Origin of the sequence: Pseudomonas sp. MWU15-20650, from assembly GCF_023242475.1 — a bacterium.
GTDB lineage: Bacteria > Pseudomonadota > Gammaproteobacteria > Pseudomonadales > Pseudomonadaceae > Aquipseudomonas.
Genome location: NZ_JALJFG010000057.1, coordinates 1 through 18,692 on the forward strand (window position 1 = coordinate 1; position 18,692 = coordinate 18,692).

Here is an 18,692-nt window from a genome sequence, read left to right on the forward strand (position 1 = left end):
CTCCCACACTGGATCGTCCGTGTTTGGACGATGTCTTTTTGCCATACCACTGCCACTCGGCACCTATCTTGCCTTCCAGCCCGAATTGGGCGTTTTTTTTGCAGCGCTTGGCGGGCATACTAGGCCGTCCATTTCCCTGGTGTCGCCCGCCTCTATGCTTCGCGCCTTGATTACCCTCGCTCTAGTCTGCTTGCTCCAACCGGCTTTTGCCGATGAGCGCGCACAAACCCAACAACAGTTGGACGCTACGCGTCAGGACATTACCGAGCTGAAAAAGCTGCTCGGCAAGCTCCAGGAAGAGAAGTCCGGCGTGCAGAAAGACCTGCGCGGCACGGAAACCGAGATGGGCAAGCTGGAGAAGCAGGTCCAGGAGCTGCAAAAAGAACTAAAGAAGAGCGAGTCGGAACTGGAGCGACTCGACGCTGAGAAAAAAAAACTCCAGAGCGCACGCGTTGAACAGCAACGCCTGATCGCGATCCAGGCCCGTGCTGCTTACCAGAGCGGCCGCCAGGAATACCTCAAGCTGCTGCTCAACCAGCAGAACCCGGAAAAATTCGCGCGCACCCTCACCTATTACGACTACCTGAGCAAGGCGCGCCTTGCGCAATTGAAGGGGTTTAACGAAACCCTGCGCCAGCTGGCCAATGTCGAACAGGAAATCGCCGACCAGCAGTCACAACTGATGGACCAGAAAAGTGCCCTCGACACCCAGCGCGACCAGTTGGATAAAGTGCGCAAGGAGCGCCAACAGGCCCTGGCCAAGCTCAACGACGACGTAAAAGCCCGCGACGCCAAGCTGCAAGCCCGCGAGCAAGACCAGGCCGACTTGGCCAAGGTGCTCAAGACCATCGAAGAAACCCTCGCCCGCCAGGCTCGCGAGGCCGAAGAAGCGCGGCAAAAAGCGCTGATCGCCCAGCAGGAAGCCGAAAAAAAGCGCCAGCGTGAGGCCGAACTGGCTGCCACCACAGACGCTCCGGCACCGCGCAAACCGGCGCATGCAGCCCCTGGCCCGCTGGTTTCCAGCGCTGGCGAATCCTTTGGCGGCCCTTTTGCTTCAGCCCGCGGCAAACTTCCATGGCCAGTTAATGGTCGATTACTGGCACGCTTCGGGGAAACCCGTGGCGATGACACCCGCGCCAAGTGGGATGGCGTGATGATCAGCGCCTCCGCCGGCAGCCAGGTCCACGCTGTTCATGGTGGGCGCGTGGTGTTCGCCGACTGGCTGCGGGGTGCCGGTTTGTTGGTGATTCTTGACCACGGTAATGGCTATTTGAGCCTTTACGGCCACAATCAGACTTTACTCAAGTCGGCAGGTGATGTTGTAAAAGCCGGTGAATCCATCTCCACTGTCGGTAACAGTGGTGGCCAGGACACTCCGGCGCTGTACTTCGCTATTCGTCAGCAGGGTCGCCCGAGCGATCCCGCACAATGGTGCCGTTCCCAAGGATAGGGCCGCATCTACATTAGGAGTTCGTTCGACATGCTGCATTTGTCCCGCCTCACTTCGCTGGCCCTGACGATCGCCCTGGTGATCGGCGCGCCTCTGGCTTTTGCCGACCAGGCCGCACCGGCTGCACCCGCCGCAACGGCCGCGACCACCAAGGCACCGTTGCCGCTGGACGAGCTGCGCACCTTTGCCGAGGTCATGGACCGGATCAAGGCAGCCTATGTCGAACCCGTAGACGACAAGACCCTGCTGGAAAATGCTATCAAGGGCATGCTCAGCAACCTTGACCCCCACTCCGCCTACCTGGGCCCGGAAGATTTCGCCGAGCTGCAGGAAAGCACCAGCGGCGAGTTCGGTGGCCTGGGCATCGAGGTCGGCTCCGAAGACGGCCAGATCAAGGTGGTCTCGCCCATCGACGACACCCCGGCGTCCAAGGCCGGCATCCAGGCCGGTGACCTGATCGTCAAGATCAACGGCCAGCCTACCCGCGGCCAGAGCATGACCGAAGCCGTCGACAAGATGCGCGGCAAGCTCGGCCAGAAAATCACCCTGACCCTGGTTCGCGATGGCGGCGCCCCATTTGACGTGACCCTGGCCCGCGCGACCATCACGGTCAAGAGCGTGAAGAGCCAACTGCTGGAGTCGGGCTACGGCTACATCCGCATCACTCAATTCCAGGTCAAGACCGGCGACGAAGTGGCCAAGGCCCTCGCCAAGCTGCGTAAAGACAACGGCAAGAAACTCAACGGTATCGTGCTCGACCTGCGCAACAACCCGGGTGGCGTGCTGCAAGCCGCTGTGGAAGTGGTCGACCACTTCATCTCCAAAGGGCTGATCGTCTACACCAAAGGCCGTATCGCCAACTCCGAGCTACGCTTCTCGGCCACCGGCAACGACCTGAGCGAAGGCGTGCCGTTGGCGGTGCTGATCAACGGCGGCAGCGCCTCGGCTTCGGAGATCGTCGCCGGCGCCCTGCAAGACCAGAAACGTGGCGTGCTGATGGGCACCACCAGCTTCGGCAAAGGCTCGGTGCAAACCGTGTTGCCGCTCAACAACGAACGGGCGCTGAAGATCACCACGGCGCTGTACTACACGCCAAACGGGCGTTCGATCCAGGCCCAGGGCATCGTGCCGGACATCGAAGTGCGCAGGGCCAAGATCACCAACGAGACCGACAGCGAGTACTACAAGGAAGCCGACCTGCAAGGTCACCTGGGCAATGGTAACGGCGGCGCCGACCAGCCGACCGGCAGCCGCGCGAAAGCCAAGCCAATGCCGCAGGACGATGACTACCAACTGGCCCAGGCGCTGAGCCTGCTCAAGGGCCTGAGCATCACCCGCAGCCGTTGATATGCGTTTTGTCCTGATTATCGCCGTGCTGTGCAGCCTGGCAGGGGTCGCCCAAGCGGCCCCTGCCGGCGAGCCCGACAAAGCCTACCTGACCCTTATCATCGACGACCTCGGGCAAAACCTGCCCAGGGATCGTCGCGTGCTGGCCTTACCTGGGCCCGTGACCACGGCAATCATGCCCGACACACCCCACGCCGCCGAGTTCGCCCGCGAAGCGCACAAGGCCGGCAAGATCGTGATCCTGCACATGCCCATGGACCCGGCCACCGGGCCGTTCGCCTGGCACCCTGACCTGTCCATCGAAGAACTCGGCAAGCGCCTGGACGCTGCATTCAAGGCCGTGCCCTACACCGCCGGCATCAACAACCACATGGGCAGCCGCATGACCGCCCAGCCCGCCGCAATGGCGTGGTTGATGGCCGAGTTGCAACGACGCAACAAATTCTTTGTCGACAGCCGCACCAGCGCGCAGACCGTCGCCGCCGCCGAAGCGCAAAAGATCGGTTTGGCCCATGTCTCGCGGGATGTATTCCTGGATGACGAACGCACCGAGGCCGCGATTACCACGCAACTGCAGACCGCGATCAAACTGGCGCATAAGCAGGGTTCGGCGGTCATGATCGGGCATCCTTACCCACAGACGCTGGCAGTGCTGGAGCGTGAGTTGCCCAAGCTCAAGGCGCAGGGCATCGACTGGATTGATATCAAGTTGATGATCAGCGTGCGCAGTAATCGGGCGATGGCCGGGCATGGCAAGAACGGTATTTACCGTTAAAAGAAGATGACTTAGATCCACTGTTGGAGCGGGCTTGCTCGCGAAAACGGTGTATCAGTCGACAGTTCCAATGCTCGACACACTGCTTTCGCGAGCAAGCCCCACATTTTTGATCGCGTTTATCCTGCCAACCTCAGAGGTAACGCGCCATGATCTCGTCGACACGACCACTCTTGCGTAACTCATCCAGCGCAGCCTGGAGCTTGACCACCACCTCATCCGGCACATCTTTGTTCAACGCCAGGTATAGCTGCGCACTGTTGAAGCGCAATACCGTCTTGAGCCCGCTCACCCCCACCTGCCGCGCCAGGTAACGGCCGGCAGGATCGCCGGTGGCCCATAGGTCGATCTGGCCTTCCATGAGCTTTTGCGCATTGTCCTGGTCACGCAGGGCGACAATTGGCTTGAGCCCCTGCTTGTCCAGGCTCTCGGCAATGGCATCACCTTTGTAGGCGCCAATCTTGTAGCGGCGCGCTTGCTCCAGGCTTTCCAGCTGGATCTTGCTGTCAGCCTTGGCCAGCATCACCCAATCGTCCGGGCCGATGGGGCCGACCCATTTGAACAACGCTTCACGGTTCGGTAGCCGCGCCATGACAAAGACGCCGTATCCAGGTTTTTCCAGGGTGAGCTTATAGATACGCTCCCAAGGGAAACGCAGGGTGAGATTGTAGGAAATGCCGGCACGCTTGAAGGTTTCGCGCACGATATCGGCGGCGATGCCTTCGATGTTCTCGTCCTTGGCGAAGTTCTTGCCGTTTTTCGCCATGTTGTAGGGCGGGAAGTTTTCCGTCAGCAGCACCAGGGAGGCGTCGGACGGTTCTTCGGCATGGGCAGCACCCGCCATAAGCACGGAAGTACTGGCAAGGGCGAGCAGCAGGGTCTTGAACATGAAGGCTACCGGAATCCATGGCAAGCGCAGAGAGTGCCGCGCGCCTGCCATGGTGTCCAGTAGCGTTTAGCGAACGACGATACCGCGCGCCGCCATATAGGCTTTGGCCTCAGGCACGGTGTATTCGCCAAAGTGGAAAATACTCGCCGCCAGCACCGCGCTGGCGTGGCCTTCGATCACGCCGTCGGCCAGGTGCTGCAGGTTGCCGACACCACCGGATGCGATGACCGGAATGCCCAGCGCATCACTGATGGCGCGAGTCACGCCCAGGTCGAAGCCGTTTTTCATGCCGTCCTGATCCATGCTGGTCAGCAGGATTTCACCGGCACCCAAGCCTTCCATCTTCATCGCCCACTCCACCGCATCCAGCCCGGTGGGCTTGCGCCCGCCGTGGGTGAAGATCTCCCAGCGCGGGGTTTCACCCGGGCCGGAAACCTTCTTGGCGTCAATGGCGACCACGATGCATTGCGAGCCGAAGTGCTGCGCGGCTTCGCCGACGAACTCAGGGTTGAATACCGCAGCGGTGTTGATCGAAACCTTGTCCGCACCGGCATTGAGCAGGTTGCGGATGTCTTGCACGGTGCGCACGCCACCGCCCACGGTCAGCGGGATAAACACCTGGCTGGCCATGCGCTCGACGGTATGCAACGTGGTGTCGCGGCCATCGACGCTGGCGGTGATGTCGAGAAAGGTAATCTCGTCGGCACCTTGCTCATCGTAGCGACGGGCGATTTCCACCGGGTCGCCGGCATCACGGATGTTCTCGAACTTGACGCCCTTGACCACGCGACCGTTGTCGACGTCCAGGCAAGGGATGATGCGTCTGGCTAAAGCCATAGGCTTATCTCCGATAAGAGTTGCAAGCTTTGAGCTACAAGCTGCAAGTTGAAGCAGATCTGCTTTTACTTGCAGCTTGCGGCTTACGACTTGAAGCTGGCCGCGTAGCCATCACACAAAGCCTGAGCCTCGGACACATCCAACGTGCCCTCATAAATCGCGCGGCCCGTAATGGCGCCGATGATTCCGGGGGCCTTGGCATCGAGCAGCGACTTGATGTCACCCAGGTTATGGATACCGCCGGAAGCGATCACCGGAATCCGGGTGGCCGCCGCCAGCGCCGCAGTGAACGGCACGTTGCAGCCCTGCATCATGCCGTCTTTGGCGATGTCGGTATAAACGATGGCGGACACGCCGTCGGCCTCGAACTGCTTGGCCAGGTCGATCACCTGTACGGTGCTGATTTCAGCCCAGCCGTCGGTGGCGACGAAGCCGTCCTTGGCATCCAGGCCGACAATCACCTTGCCTGGGAACGCGCGGCAGGCTTCGGCGACGAAGGCCGGGTCTTTCACGGCCTTGGTGCCGATGATCACGTAGCTGACACCCGCCTTGACGTAGTGCTCGATGGTTTCCAGGGAACGGATACCGCCGCCGATCTGGATCGGCAGGTTCGGGTAGCGCTTGGCGATCGCGGTGACCACCTCGCCATTGACCGGCTGGCCTTCGAACGCGCCGTTCAAGTCCACCAAATGCAGACGACGGCAACCACCTTCCACCCATTTGGCGGCCATGCTCACCGGGTCATCGGAAAATACCGTGGAGTCTTCCATGCGGCCCTGGCGCAGGCGTACACAAGCGCCGTCCTTGAGATCGATAGCGGGGATAATTAGCATGCTTTTCCTTCGTCAAAGAGCTGCAAGCTGCAAGCTATAAGCTGCAAGCAAGCACGCGTATCAATTCTTGCAGCTTGGGGCTTGACGCTTTCAGCTGCTCTTTTCAAGCGACCACAGGTCGCTTTCGATGCTTTCGAACCTTTCCTTAAGGAGCGTCTGCGTGTCGAAAATCGCCCTGTTGTAATAGTGCGGTGCCACTTCGGTGGTGAACAGCTCAAGAATCTCAGCGACTTCGAACGAGCCCAGCTTGAGCTCGAAACGGTCGTCCATGAAGCGCTTGATCTTATCGGTGGCCGCACGCTCCTGCTCGGGCGTGAGGTTCAGGATCGGCGGCTTCGGTTTCTTGGCCATTTACCAGCGACCATCCCACGCGGCGAAGTTCTGCAGCAATTGCAGGCCATGGGTATGGCTCTTTTCCGGGTGGAATTGCACGGCAAAACGCGAACCTTCAGCCAGCGCGGCAGCGAAGTCGACGCCGTAGTGCCCGCCACCCACCACCTGGCGCGGGTTACCGGCGGCGATGTAGTAGCTGTGCACAAAGTAGAAGCGCGCCAGGTCCGGAATGTTGTGCCACAGCGGGTGATCCACTGCCTGGCTGACTTCATTCCAGCCCATGTGCGGGACTTTCAGGTGGGCACCGTCTTCATGCAGGTCTTTGCCGAAGAACTTCACCTGGCCTGGGAACAGCCCGATGCAGTCAACGCCGTCGTTCTCTTCACTGCGGTCGAGCAAGGCTTGCATGCCCACGCAGATGCCGAGGAACGGCCGGTCCTGGCTGACTTCTCGCACCAGGCTGTCGAAGCCCAGGCGGCGAATCTCGGCCATGCAGTCGCGAATTGCGCCCACACCAGGGAACACCACCCGGTCGGCTTCGCGAATCACGTCGGCATCACTGGTGATCAGCACCTTGCCGGCGCCGACGTGCTCGAGGGCCTTGGCCACCGAGTGCAGGTTGCCCATGCCGTAGTCGATAACCGCAACCGTCTGCATTACAGGACGCCCTTGGTCGAAGGCATTTGCCCGGCCATGCGGTCATCGAGCTCCACAGCCATGCGCAGGGCACGGCCGAAAGCCTTGAACACGGTTTCGATCTGGTGGTGGGTGTTGGTGCCGCGCAGGTTGTCGATGTGCAGGCTGACGAGTGCGTGGTTGACGAAACCCTGGAAGAACTCCTGGAACAGGTCGACGTCGAAGCCGCCCACGGTGGCGCGGGTGTATGGCACGTGCATCTGCAGGCCAGGGCGGCCGGAGAAGTCGATGACCACGCGCGACAGCGCTTCGTCCAGCGGGACATAGGCGTGGCCGTAACGGCGGATGCCTTTTTTGTCGCCAATGGCCTTGGCAAACGCCTGGCCGAGGGTGATGCCCACGTCTTCCACCGTGTGGTGGTCGTCGATGTGCAGGTCGCCCTTGCTGACGATATCCAGGTCGATCAACCCATGACGGGCGATCTGGTCCAGCATGTGCTCAAGAAAAGGTACACCGATATCAAATCGGGCCTTTCCGGTGCCATCCAGGTTGATCGAGGCTTTGATCTGGGTTTCCAGAGTGTCGCGCTCGACTGACGCCTTACGTTCGGCCATCACCAGCTCCGCAAAATCATTGGGCGAAAAAGGCAGCCATTATAGGGGCGCGGGCGCTAAACAGAAACATCGAAGGGGATAAGACTGATGGAGTGTCGAGGATAGACATGTGCATACATGTGGGCACCAGCTCGCGTGGCGAGCGGACTCGCCACAACAAGCTGGCTCTTACAGGTTTTGCATCAGTGGAACAGTACTGCCGTCTTCTGCAGGGTTACCCACACACCCCATGCCAACGGAATACCTACCACCAGCCAGGCGGCAATCGCCAACGGCTTGCTGCCGGCGGACGCTTTCCACTCCAGGGAAGTGCTGGCATCCGCGCCTTTGTCATGGCCCAGCGCCTGTTCGGCAGCCAGCTCGGCATCCGTCATGAAGTACTTGTCGGCCACCGGGCGTACCAGCATGTTGCAGATGAAGCCCAGCACCAGCAGGCCGGCGAGGATGTACAGGGTGATGTCGTATGCCGCAGCACGCTCGACACCGATGCTCAACTGGTATTCACGCAGGTAGTTGACCAACACCGGGCCCAACACGCCCGCCGCAGCCCAGGCGGTCAGCAGGCGACCGTGGATCGCGCCCACCATCTGTGTCCCGAACAGATCGGCCAGGTACGCAGGAACCGTCGCAAAACCACCGCCATACATAGACAGGATGATGCAAAACGCCGCCACGAACAGCGCCACGTTGCCCAGGTGTCCCAGGTTCGGGATCAACGCATAGAGGGCAAAGCCCAGGGCAAAGAACACGAAGTAGGTGTTTTTACGGCCCAGATAGTCGGAGAACGACGCCCAGAAGAACCGTCCGCCGATGTTGAACAAGCTCAACAGGCCGGTAAAACCTGCGGCAATGGCTGCGATAGAGGCCAGTTGACCCGCATCCAATTGGCCGAACGGCACATCGACACCCAGCAGTTTGCCGCCGAATACTTCCTGCAGCAGCGGCGAAGCCATGCCGAGGATGCCGATACCCGCCGACACGTTCAGGCACAGCACCAGCCATACCAGGCGAAATTGCGGGGTTTTCCAGGCCACGTTCACATGGACATGACGGTGAGTGATCATCGCATTGCCGGCTTTTTTCGCCGGGGCCGTCCAACCCTCAGGCTTCCAGCCGGTCGGCGGAACGCGGTAAGACAGTGCGCCGCCGATCATGAACACAAAGTAGATCGCGGCCATGACCAGGAAGCTCTGCCATACGCCCACGCTGGTCGGCGAAGCAAAGTGGCCCATCAGCGCTGCGGCCAAAGGTGCGCCCACCATCGCGCCGCCACCAAAGCCCATGATCGCCATGCCGGTCGCCATGCCGCGCTTGTCCGGGAACCACTTGATCAGGGTCGATACGGGCGAGATATAGCCCAGCCCCAGGCCGATACCACCAATGACCCCGGAGCCGATCCACATCAGCCAGATCTGGTGGGTATAGATACCCAATGCAGAGATCAGCAGGCCACCACACCAGCACAACGCCGATACGACGCCCGCCTTGCGTGGCCCGGCATGTTCCAGCCAGCCGCCCCAGATCGCTGCCGAGCAGCCCAGGAAGATGAAGAACAGGGTGTAGATCCAGCCCAGCATGGAAATGGGCCAGTCACATTGGGACGAAAAGACTTGGGCGATGAAACTCATGTCCGGCGCGCAGGCGACCGGTGCGGTGATGCCCAGCGCCTTGGACAGCGGCAGCCAGAACACCGAAAAGCCATAGGCCATGCCGATGCACAGGTGGATGGCCAGCGCGGCCGGCGGAACCAGCCAACGGTTGAACCCGGGCTTGGCGATAATGCGCTCCTTGGACAGGAACGCTGGCTGTGCGGCGGTGTGACCCGCCACGGTGCTAGTGCTCATTGGTGTTTCCCCCAGTTATTAGTTTTTGTTCGTCGGGCGCTCTCCCTCTCGGCCTTGCACGCAGAGCGTGGCCGTTCTTATTGAGTAGAGCTCCCTTTGAGCGCGACGCTGTGTCGCAGCAGACAGACGAACCTGCGCAGATTAGCACCTGCGGATGACAGAAAAACCAAACTGACATCACCTTTTTCGCGATATCTGTATTGTTTGACGTCAACATTCCGTTTCGCGCCGGCTAGATACAATGTAACGATCCGTGAACTGACGTCAGCCTATGGGCGTTATACTCTGCGGCTTAATTTTGAAATCGACATACAAGGACTCGCCCATGAAAGCGTTCGGCAAAATCCTGGGTCTGGTACTCCTCGGGCTGTTGCTGATCATTGTGGCTCTGGGCTTTGCCCTGACCCATCTCTTCGATCCCAACGACTATAAAAACGAGATTCGCCAGATAGCCCGCGACAAGGCCCACATCGAGCTGACGCTCAATGGCGATATTGGCTGGAGCCTGTTCCCCTGGCTGGGCCTGGAGCTGCACGAAGCCAGCGTAGCGACCCTGACCAACCCGACCCAGCCGTTCGCCGACCTGCAGATGCTCGGCCTGTCGGTTCGCGTGCTGCCACTGCTGCGCCGCGAAGTGCAAATGAGCGACGTGCGTGTCGAGGGCCTGAACCTGCGCCTCAACCGTGACCCGCATGGCCACGGCAACTGGGAGGACATCGGCAAGAACGTGCCGGTCGCGACTGCCGGCGAGCCTGTTCCCGCTCCGGTGGAAACACCAGCAGAGCCCGAACCTGAAAAGCCGCCCAAGCCGATCCGCCTGGACATCGACAGCCTGACCATCAACAACGCCCGCGTTGAATACAACGATGAGCAGACCGGCAAGCAGTACAGCGCCGAAAGCATCCAGTTAAGCGCAGGCGCCGTGCACGAAGGTGCGAGCATTCCGCTCAAACTCACCGCCTTCCTGGGCAGCAACCAGCCGCTGTTGCGCGTCAAGACCGAGCTCAACGGTAACTTGCGCATCCAGAACGCCCTCAAGCGCTACCAGTTCGAAGACATGAGACTCAGCGGTGAAGCCACCGGCGAACCGCTGCAAGGCAAGACCGTGACGTTCTCCACCCAGGGTCAACTGCTGGTGGACCTGGCGGCCCACATCGCCGAATGGACCAACCTGAAACTCTCGGCCAACCAGTTGCGCGCCCTGGGCGAATTGAAGGTCAACAACCTGGACAAAACCCCGCAAGTCAACGGCGCCTTGTCTATCGCCCAGTTTGACCTGGCCAAGTTTCTCGAGAGCATCGGCCACCCATTGCCCGCCATGGCCGATGGCAGCCTGAGCAAAGTCGAACTGGTCAGCCGCCTCGCGGGTTCGCCCAGCAACCTGGCCCTGGAAGACCTGAACCTGAAAGTCGATGGCAGCACCTTCACCGGACGCGTCGCCGTCGATGACTTCGCCAAGCAATCCCTGCGCGTACAGCTCAAGGCCGACACCTTCAACGCCGATAACTACCTTCCGGCCAAGTCCGAAGCCGCCAAAGGTGCTGCCGCCGCACGCCACGCCGAAGTGCAGAACAGCGAAGCCGGCGCCATGGCGGCTGGAGGCTCCTCGCCGTTACCGGACGCACCGACCAAAGGCGCCTGGAGCACTGACAAACTGCTGCCACTGACGCGCCTGCGCAGCCTGGATGTGAATGCCGACCTCACCTTCGGCCAGTTGACCCTGAGCAAGCTGCCGATCCAGAACGCGGCGCTGAAAGCGTCCGGCATCGACGGCCAGCTCAAGCTCGACAACCTGAGCGGCGGTCTCTACAACGGCACTTTCCAGGCCAACGGCACACTCGATGCGCGCCAGGATATTCCGGTATTGGCGCTGCAAACCCACATCAAGCAGGTGCCGGTTGAACGCATCCTGCAAGCCCAGGGGCAGACCCCACCGGTAAAAGGCCAGATCACCCTGGACAGCAACCTCACCGGCCGTGGCAACAGCCAAAAAGCACTGATCGACAGCCTTAATGGCACCGCCAGCTTTGTGATCAACAACGGCGCGCTGCTCAATGCCAACATTGAACAGCAACTGTGCACCGGCATCGCCCTGCTCAACCGCAAGACCTTGAGCAGCACGCCACAAAGCAAGGACACGCCCTTCCAGGAATTGCGAGGCAACCTCACGTTCCATAACGGCGTGGCCAGCAATCCCGACCTGAAAGTGCGCATCCCCGGGCTGACGGTCAACGGCAACGGTGACATCGACTTGCGCGTGCTGGGCATGGACTACCGCGTTGGCATCATCGTCGAAGGCGACAAGCGCGACGTGCCGGACCCCGCCTGCCAAGTCGGCACCAACTTCCAGGGCATCGAAGTGCCGCTGCGCTGCCGCGGCCCACTGGAGCTGGGCGCCAAGGCGTGCCGCCTGGACAAGGATGGCTTGACCCAGGTCGCCATCAAGGCGGCCGGTAACAAGCTCAGCGATAAGCTTGAAGAGAAGCTCGACAAGGTCAACCCGCAGCTTAAAGACGCGCTCAAAGGTCTGTTTAAACGATGAGAGACGAGCAGTTTTCAACGGCGGTGCTGGACTGGTACGACCGCCACGGCCGCCATGACCTGCCCTGGCAACAGGGCATCACGCCTTACCGGGTGTGGGTTTCGGAGATCATGCTGCAACAGACCCAGGTCAGCACCGTGCTCAATTACTTCGACCGCTTCATGGCGTCCTTGCCCACGGTCGAAGCCCTGGCCGCTGCACCGGAAGACGAAGTGCTGCACCTGTGGACCGGCCTGGGTTATTACACCCGGGCGCGTAACCTGCAAAAGACCGCCAAGATCGTGGTTGCCGAATACGACGGCGAGTTCCCCCGCGACGTCGAAAAGCTCACTGAACTGCCTGGCATCGGCTTGTCCACGGCGGGCGCGATCGCCAGCCTGAGCATGGGCCTGCGCGCGCCGATCCTCGATGGCAACGTGAAGCGCGTTCTGGCGCGTTTTACCGCCCAAGAGGGCTACCCGGGCGAACCCAAGGTGGCCAAGCAACTGTGGGCCACCGCAGAGCGCTTCACACCCCAGACCCGCGTCAACGCCTATACCCAGGCGATGATGGACATGGGCGCCACCCTCTGCACCCGCAGCAAACCCAGTTGCCTGCTGTGCCCACTGGAAAAAGGCTGCGAAGCCCATATGCTCGGCCTGGAGACGCGCTACCCGATCCCCAAGCCGCGCAAGTCCATCCCCCAGAAGCGCACGCTGATGCCGCTGCTCGCCAACGCCGAAGGCGCGATTCTGCTTTACCGTCGCCCTTCCACGGGCTTATGGGGCGGCTTGTGGAGCTTGCCGGAGCTGGACGACCTGGAAGACCTCGAACACCTGGCCAACCAGCACGCGCTGGAACTGGGCAAGCAACAGGCACTGCCTGGGCTGGTCCACACCTTCAGTCACTTTCAACTGGCCATCGAACCCTGGTTGGTCCAGGTCGAGGAATCCGCCCATCACGTGGCCGAGGCCGACTGGCTCTGGTATAACCTCGCCACCCCGCCGCGCCTGGGCCTTGCCGCCCCGGTGAAAAAACTGCTGAAGCGCGCGGCTGAAGCATTGAACGCAGGAGTTCCGTCATGACCCGCACCATCATGTGCCGCAAGTACCACGAAGAATTGCCTGCCTTGGAGCGCGCACCGTTCCCGGGCGCCAAGGGCCAGGATATTTTCGACCACGTCTCCGCCAAAGCCTGGGCCGACTGGCAAAAACACCAGACCCTGCTGATCAACGAAAAACGCCTGAACATGATGAACGCCGAAGACCGTAAATACCTGCAAGGCGAAATGGACAAGTTCTTTTCCGGCGAGGAATACGCCAAGGCCGACGGCTACGTTCCACCTGCTCAATAATTGAGCAAAAACCGGGGTTGGCACGTAAGCGACGGTAATAATTAAATATTTTTTGAAAACTTGCTTGACGACCCCCTGAAAAACCCGTTTAATGCGCCCCGTTGCCCAGATAGCTCAGTCGGTAGAGCAGGGGATTGAAAATCCCCGTGTCGGCGGTTCGATTCCGTCTCTGGGCACCAAAATACCGAGAAACCCCAAGGAACAATGTGTTCCTTGGGGTTTTTTATTGCCTGCGATTTAATGGCTGCCGGGCCATTTCCGCCCAAAATGCGTTGTCGGCACGATTGAGGGTTATTTTTCGCAGGGCTCAATCGTTCAGCTTTTACTCGACTCCCCGCTGTAAGGTTTATCTCATGACCCGGTACTTGTTCTGCACGCTGCTGCTACTGACCGCACTGCTCAGTGGATGCGCCACGCAACTGGACGTAATGATCAACGCGACGCCTGACCCCGACTATCATTTTGATCGACAGGCAACGGTGTTGGTGACGTCCACCGGCGGCAGCGATGAAAACACCCTGAACGCCCGCTACTACCTGCGCGACATGGTCAACGCCCTGAAAGACCAAGGCTTCCGGGAAGTGTTCACCGACGCCACCCTGCCCAAAAACCACGCGCCGATCAAAATGACCGTCACCCTCGATATCGACAGCCGGCAGGTGACGTACCGCTATACCGCTACCGAGTATGGCCAGGTACCGACCAGCACCTCCACGCAGTGCAAGAAGAGCAAGAAAAAAGACGACCAGTTGACCTGCACCAGCACGCCGAACACCACCTATGGCCCAGTGGGCACTTCGGAGCGAACCGGCTACACCACCCTCACCACCTTCACGGCCACGGCCCGCGACGAAGCGAGCAAGCGCGCGGTGTACCTGCTGCGGGCCTCGTCTTACAACGAAGACTGCCAGGCCGCCAAGGTCGAAGCCTTTCTGGTGGAGCAGGGTTTGCAGAACCTGAATTTCCAGGACCGTGTACGGCGCGACTACACCGTCACGATGCCTGAGGGTTATCGCTGCAAATAAGGACCCGCTCGGCAGGCCCTGTGTACAAGGGCCTGCTACTTGAGCAAAAACACCATCAGCGGATTATCGTTCAACCGCCCTTCAAAGCTCGGCGTCAGCGTCTCTACAGGCGTCCCCTTCAACAGCGCAGTCTCCTTGCGCGATACGATCACCCAGGATGGCCGGGGCAGCGTGCCCAGCTTCTCAAGCTCATTGCTCCCGACGAACAGCGGCTGCTCATCGTGATCCAGGTTCATCATGTAGCGTACCGCCCAGGTGTCGCGGGCCAGATTGACAAAGACCAGCGGCCCGGGCTGCGACTCACGCAGCGTCTCCACCTGGCTGACAAATTTCTGGGTATCGAATTGCAGATCCTTGGAAGGTTCTATCACCGCCACCAGCAGCAACCATTGCGCCGCCAATGCAATCACGCTGAGCCACACCAGCCGCGCCACCTGACGCCAGGCAATCAACGCCGCCCCTTGCAAAATGACCAGCGCACCGATCATCAGCGGCAAAGAAACATCGGGCCAGTAACCGTGCTTCTGCCATGTAGAACGACAAACAAAGAGCACAACCACGCACAACGCCGGTAGCGCCGCGACAAGCCCTTCATAGCAACGACGCACACCCACAAGCCAGCTTTGCGCGTGGAGCAGCCCATAGGCGGCGACAGCCGCAAACATCGGCACCATCGGCAAGATGTAGTAAGCGCGCTTGAAGTGCGGCACCGACAGGCCGAACAAAATCATCAAGCCACAGGCACCCAGCCGTACCACCAGCTGTACGTCGTCGTTAGCCCAGCGCTCAGACCAGCGATGGCGCAACACAATCAAGGTAGCCAGCGCCATCGGCACCACAGGGAAGTAGCGGTACAAACTCAACTGGAAGTAGAAGTAGAACGGCTCGCCACTTTCATCGAGCCGCCCACTGACTTGCATCCTGAACACCTCATCGGCAAAGGCATCGCCACCACTGAACCGTGCCAGCTTCATCAACACCCACCAGCACGCCGCGAGCAAAGCCAGCCCCACGAAGCCGTGAATCAGCACCTGCTTGACCCGCTCTCCCGGCCGCCCCAGCGCCCAATACACGCACACCACGCCACAGACCTCGATCAGCCCCAAAGGACCGCGAATCGCAAAAGCCAGGACAAACAACGGGAACACGGCCAACTGCCTGACCCGCGACCCCAAGCGCTCCCCCGTGTGCAGCAGGTAGAAACTGCCCACGCACAACAGCGCAACCATCAGGTCCAGGCAGACCGAACGCGACTTATCGAGCAATTGAGTGGTGAGCAGCGTGAGCAGCACCGTCAGCAACGCCCAAGGCCGACTGGACGGTGCCAGCAGGCGATAGATCAGGGCGATCACACCCGCTGAAGCGAGCGAGGTCGGCAGCACGTTTGCCAGGTGGTTCGGCACACCAAACAACCGGGCAAACACAAAGCTGAAAAAGGTCGCGGTACCGGGATAGTCCGGATACGGCTGGCCATAGGTCGTTGGGAACAGACTCGCGCCATGGCGAAACATTTCCTGCATGAACAACGCCCAGCGCCCGTCAAATCCTTGGGGTTGCTCGTTCCAGACACCCACGGTAAACAGCAATAAAGCGATCAGAAAAATGCCCAGGGACTCCAGGCGAAAACGACTGCGGTGATCCATTGAATGTCCTTTCAGGTAGGGAACGCCGAGTTATGGTGCCGCTGGCTGTCCTGAATAACGCCTGAACAAATCCAAAAATTCACGGTTTACCGACCTGTGGGCCATACCATCACCGGCACCAAACGCACGTAGATTAGCTCGCCGATCAGCTCGATCAATGTTTGCAAAATGACCGCCGTTGCGGCCAGCGCGCGTACATCCTCAGGCAGTGCCAGCGCCAGAGGCAGCACCACCAACGAGTTGCGGGTCGACGCGCTGAACGTGACCGCCCGCGCACTCTCCGCAGGCAACGCAAACAGCCGCGCCGCCAACGCCCCCAGCAATGGAGCCAACAACAGGAAGCCCAGGTACACCGGAATCAACGGCCACAACAACCCGATATCCCGCACCACCGAGGTAATCTGTGAGCCGATCACCACAAGCAGCACCCATGCCATCGCCGGCACCGGCAACCAGGCCCAGACGCTGCTCCACAGCTTGATGACACTGGAACGCCGCGCGAGGGACGCCGTCAGCACCGCCAAGATCATCGGCACCACAATCAACGACAGGAACGCCTCGACAAACGGTCCCACCGCCACCACCACGGCAGATTGCGCACCCAGCATGAACCCCAGGTACACCGGCAACAGCACCAACTGCAGCAACAACAGCACCGGCGTGGCCGCCAGCATCGACCGCGAATCCCCTTTGCCGATATGGGTAAACACCACCACGTAATCGATACAGGGCGTCAGCAACACCAGTAACGCCCCCACCAGCAAGGCCGGGCGCTCTGACAGGCCACGGCTCAACCCCCAAACCAGCAACGGCACCAGGATGAAATTAGCCACCAACAGTGCCCCTATAAAGCGCTTGTTGCCCAGGCCCTGGCGCAGGTCCAGAAACGGAATTTGCAGGAACATCGCGTACATCAGCACCGCGATGGCAGGCGTAACCAGCACGCTCAGACCTTGGGCCGACAAGGGCGCGAGCATGCCGAACGCCACAGCCAGGAGAACGGCGACGAAGTAAATGGGGACCTGGTTGTGTTCGAGGGTGTCGCGGGTCATGGGCCGACTCTGGCTGATCAATAGATCGCCAGCCTAAGCACCCAGGCAGGGCAGGTCGAGCACCGCAGCGATTCATACGCCCGCGCAGCGCTAAATTTGTTAATTTCAGTTCCCTGTAAAAAGCGCATGGCCCTGAAGCCCACACCCAAAGCGCAAGGACTGAGCCGACCTATGAACCTGCCCACCCGCCCCGCCCCAGAAGCATTTCGCGAGCTCGCTGCCGACGGCCACCTGATTGGCGGGTTCACCTGGCGCCATGTCAGAACCGACCCTGCACGCCCGGTCGTCATCATCAATGCCGCTACCTCCGTGCGCTGCCGCCACTATTCACGCTTCGCCGACTACCTGTTCGCCCATGGCCTGGATGTCATGACCTACGACTACCGCGGCATCGGCGAATCTCGCAGCGGTTCGCTGCGCGGCTTCAAGGCATCGTGGTCAACTTGGGGCTCGCTGGATTTCGAGGCGATCGTGCAACGGGCGCTACGAACGTTTCCAGGGCAGCCGATCGATGTGGTCGGCCACAGTTTTGGTGGCTGTGCAGCAGGGCTGGGGGCCTCAGGTGCGGTGATCCGGCGAATCGTGACGGTAGGCGCACAGTTCGCGTACTGGCGCGATTACGCGGCGAGCGAACGTTGGCACATGGTTGCCAAATGGCACATCGTGATGCCACTGGTGACTGCGCTGTGCGGGTATTTTCCAGGCAAACGCCTCGGCTGGCTGGAAGATACGCCGGCAGGCGTGGTGCGGGACTGGGGCACGCCAACGCCCAGGTATGAGACGCGCCCCAGCGGGCGCACCCTGGGCGCGCTGCCATTTACCCGGGTAAAGGCGCAGATGCTAGCCATCAGCATCACCGATGACCCATTTGGGACAGTGGCGGCCATTGAGCGGCTGCTGAGCTATTTCGAAAGCTGCGAGCGGACTCATCTTAGAATCGCCCCCGAAGATATTGGCGAAAAAGCCGTAGGGCACTTCGCATTCTTTCGCAGCGAGTATCAGGACCGGTTGTGGCCGATTGCATTGATGTGGCTGCAACAAGGTGCATTGATGCCCGGCACACCGGGGCACCGAATCACGAAACGCGCTTAGATTCCCTTTGGATTTCCCCCAACCTGCGCTTCAATACCCCATCCAGATCCAGAACCCAAGGACGTTGAGCCCATGGCCTCGCCGAACAAGCAGCAAAAACGCGCCCACCGGGCAAAGGCCAAGGCCAAGCAAAACCGTACCCAGCGTGCCGTCGCGAGCAAGCCGGATGCGTTTTCCGGGGATGACAGCCGCATTGATCTTGAGTCAGTGGATTTGACCGAACTGTTCGTCGAGATGCGCACCGCAGGCGAAACCAGCCAACAGGCGTTGTGTGCAGTGTTCCTGGCGCACCCACTGTTGGCGCTGGTGCTGGAGCAGGAAGGCGAAGAAGAAGCGACTGACTTTATCCTGGCGGCGCTGATCGAATATCGGCAGTGGGCCACGGATTCCGAAGATGAAGCGGCGGCGCTGGCGTGGATCGAGTCGCCGCAGTTCCAGGCGGACTAC

At 60.5% G+C, this 18,692-nt stretch carries 17 protein-coding genes, 1 tRNA gene and 1 pseudogene; 10 read left to right on the forward strand and 9 right to left on the reverse strand.

The features are described 5' to 3' along the window. Positions 1-154 precede the first annotated feature (154 nt). From M5B43_RS26480 to M5B43_RS26490, 3 genes are read left to right on the forward strand one after another with little or no spacing between them, the layout of a single operon-like run. Complete coding sequence (locus M5B43_RS26480) at positions 155-1,450, forward strand: murein hydrolase activator EnvC (protein WP_248752836.1); 1,296 nt, start codon at positions 155-157, stop codon at positions 1,448-1,450. 30 nt (positions 1,451-1,480) lie between these two features. Further along, positions 1,481-2,797, forward strand: a complete 1,317-nt coding sequence (locus M5B43_RS26485; protein WP_248752837.1) for a S41 family peptidase — start codon at positions 1,481-1,483, stop codon at positions 2,795-2,797. 1 nt (position 2,798) lies between these two features. Further along, positions 2,799-3,572 carry a divergent polysaccharide deacetylase family protein gene (locus tag M5B43_RS26490; protein WP_248752838.1) on the forward strand — a complete coding sequence of 258 codons (774 nt, stop codon included), beginning with the start codon at positions 2,799-2,801 and terminating at the stop codon, positions 3,570-3,572. Between the two features lie 133 nt (positions 3,573-3,705). Here the strand turns inward: M5B43_RS26490 and M5B43_RS26495 are convergent, their stop codons facing one another. From M5B43_RS26495 to M5B43_RS26525, 7 genes are all read right to left on the reverse strand, one after another. Then, positions 3,706-4,461, reverse strand: a complete 756-nt coding sequence (locus M5B43_RS26495; protein WP_248752839.1) for an ABC transporter substrate-binding protein — start codon at positions 4,459-4,461, stop codon at positions 3,706-3,708. Between the two features lie 66 nt (positions 4,462-4,527). Further along, positions 4,528-5,298: an imidazole glycerol phosphate synthase subunit HisF gene (gene hisF, locus M5B43_RS26500; protein ID WP_064450246.1), complete on the reverse strand. Its 771-nt coding sequence runs from the start codon at positions 5,296-5,298 to the stop codon at positions 4,528-4,530. An 83-nt stretch (positions 5,299-5,381) separates the two neighbouring features. Next, complete coding sequence (gene hisA / locus M5B43_RS26505; RefSeq protein ID WP_248752840.1) at positions 5,382-6,131, reverse strand: 1-(5-phosphoribosyl)-5-[(5-phosphoribosylamino)methylideneamino]imidazole-4-carboxamide isomerase; 750 nt, start codon at positions 6,129-6,131, stop codon at positions 5,382-5,384. 90 nt (positions 6,132-6,221) lie between these two features. Continuing rightward, a complete protein-coding gene (locus tag M5B43_RS26510; RefSeq protein WP_248752841.1) occupies positions 6,222-6,482 on the reverse strand; it encodes a DUF2164 domain-containing protein in 261 nt (86 codons plus the stop codon). Then, positions 6,483-7,121 (reverse strand): imidazole glycerol phosphate synthase subunit HisH, encoded by a 639-nt coding sequence (gene hisH / locus M5B43_RS26515; RefSeq protein ID WP_248752842.1) that lies wholly within the window; start codon positions 7,119-7,121, stop codon positions 6,483-6,485. Further along, positions 7,121-7,714, reverse strand: a complete 594-nt coding sequence (hisB, locus tag M5B43_RS26520; protein ID WP_003218037.1) for an imidazoleglycerol-phosphate dehydratase HisB — start codon at positions 7,712-7,714, stop codon at positions 7,121-7,123. Before hisB ends, hisH begins: the two co-directional genes overlap by 1 nt. Before the next feature lie 182 nt (positions 7,715-7,896). Next, positions 7,897-9,558: an OFA family MFS transporter gene (locus M5B43_RS26525; protein WP_248752843.1), complete on the reverse strand. Its 1,662-nt coding sequence runs from the start codon at positions 9,556-9,558 to the stop codon at positions 7,897-7,899. 325 nt (positions 9,559-9,883) lie between these two features. Here M5B43_RS26525 and M5B43_RS26530 point away from each other — a divergent pair, with 325 nt between their 5' ends. The 5 genes from M5B43_RS26530 (at position 9,884) to M5B43_RS26550 (ending at position 14,458) form a co-directional block, all read left to right on the forward strand. Continuing rightward, a complete protein-coding gene (locus tag M5B43_RS26530) occupies positions 9,884-12,100 on the forward strand; it encodes an AsmA family protein (RefSeq protein WP_248752844.1) in 2,217 nt (738 codons plus the stop codon). After that, complete coding sequence (gene mutY, locus M5B43_RS26535; RefSeq protein WP_248752845.1) at positions 12,097-13,164, forward strand: A/G-specific adenine glycosylase; 1,068 nt, start codon at positions 12,097-12,099, stop codon at positions 13,162-13,164. Before M5B43_RS26530 ends, mutY begins: the two co-directional genes overlap by 4 nt. Beyond that, entirely contained in the window at positions 13,161-13,433 is a 273-nt protein-coding gene (locus M5B43_RS26540; RefSeq protein ID WP_248752846.1) for an oxidative damage protection protein, read from the forward strand. The genes mutY and M5B43_RS26540 overlap by 4 nt, the downstream gene beginning before the upstream one ends. A gap of 103 nt (positions 13,434-13,536) precedes the next feature. Then, positions 13,537-13,612 (forward strand) — tRNA-Phe (locus M5B43_RS26545). A 174-nt stretch (positions 13,613-13,786) separates the two neighbouring features. After that, positions 13,787-14,458, forward strand: coding sequence for a hypothetical protein (locus M5B43_RS26550; protein WP_248752847.1), 672 nt, complete (start codon positions 13,787-13,789; stop codon positions 14,456-14,458). Positions 14,459-14,493: 35 nt separating this feature from the next. Here M5B43_RS26550 and M5B43_RS26555 read toward each other — a convergent pair whose 3' ends face one another. Together M5B43_RS26555 and M5B43_RS26560 are read right to left on the reverse strand one after the other, a co-directional pair. After that, positions 14,494-16,101, reverse strand: coding sequence for a hypothetical protein (locus M5B43_RS26555; protein ID WP_248752848.1), 1,608 nt, complete (start codon positions 16,099-16,101; stop codon positions 14,494-14,496). An 86-nt stretch (positions 16,102-16,187) separates the two neighbouring features. Next, a complete protein-coding gene (locus M5B43_RS26560; RefSeq protein ID WP_248752849.1) occupies positions 16,188-17,153 on the reverse strand; it encodes an arsenic resistance protein in 966 nt (321 codons plus the stop codon). A 171-nt stretch (positions 17,154-17,324) separates the two neighbouring features. Here M5B43_RS26560 and M5B43_RS26565 point away from each other — a divergent pair. After that, positions 17,325-18,313, forward strand: a pseudogene (locus M5B43_RS26565) (alpha/beta fold hydrolase). 4 nt (positions 18,314-18,317) lie between these two features. Further along, the coding region (locus M5B43_RS26570; protein ID WP_248752850.1) for a hypothetical protein at positions 18,318-18,692 on the forward strand (375 nt) is incomplete at its 3' end.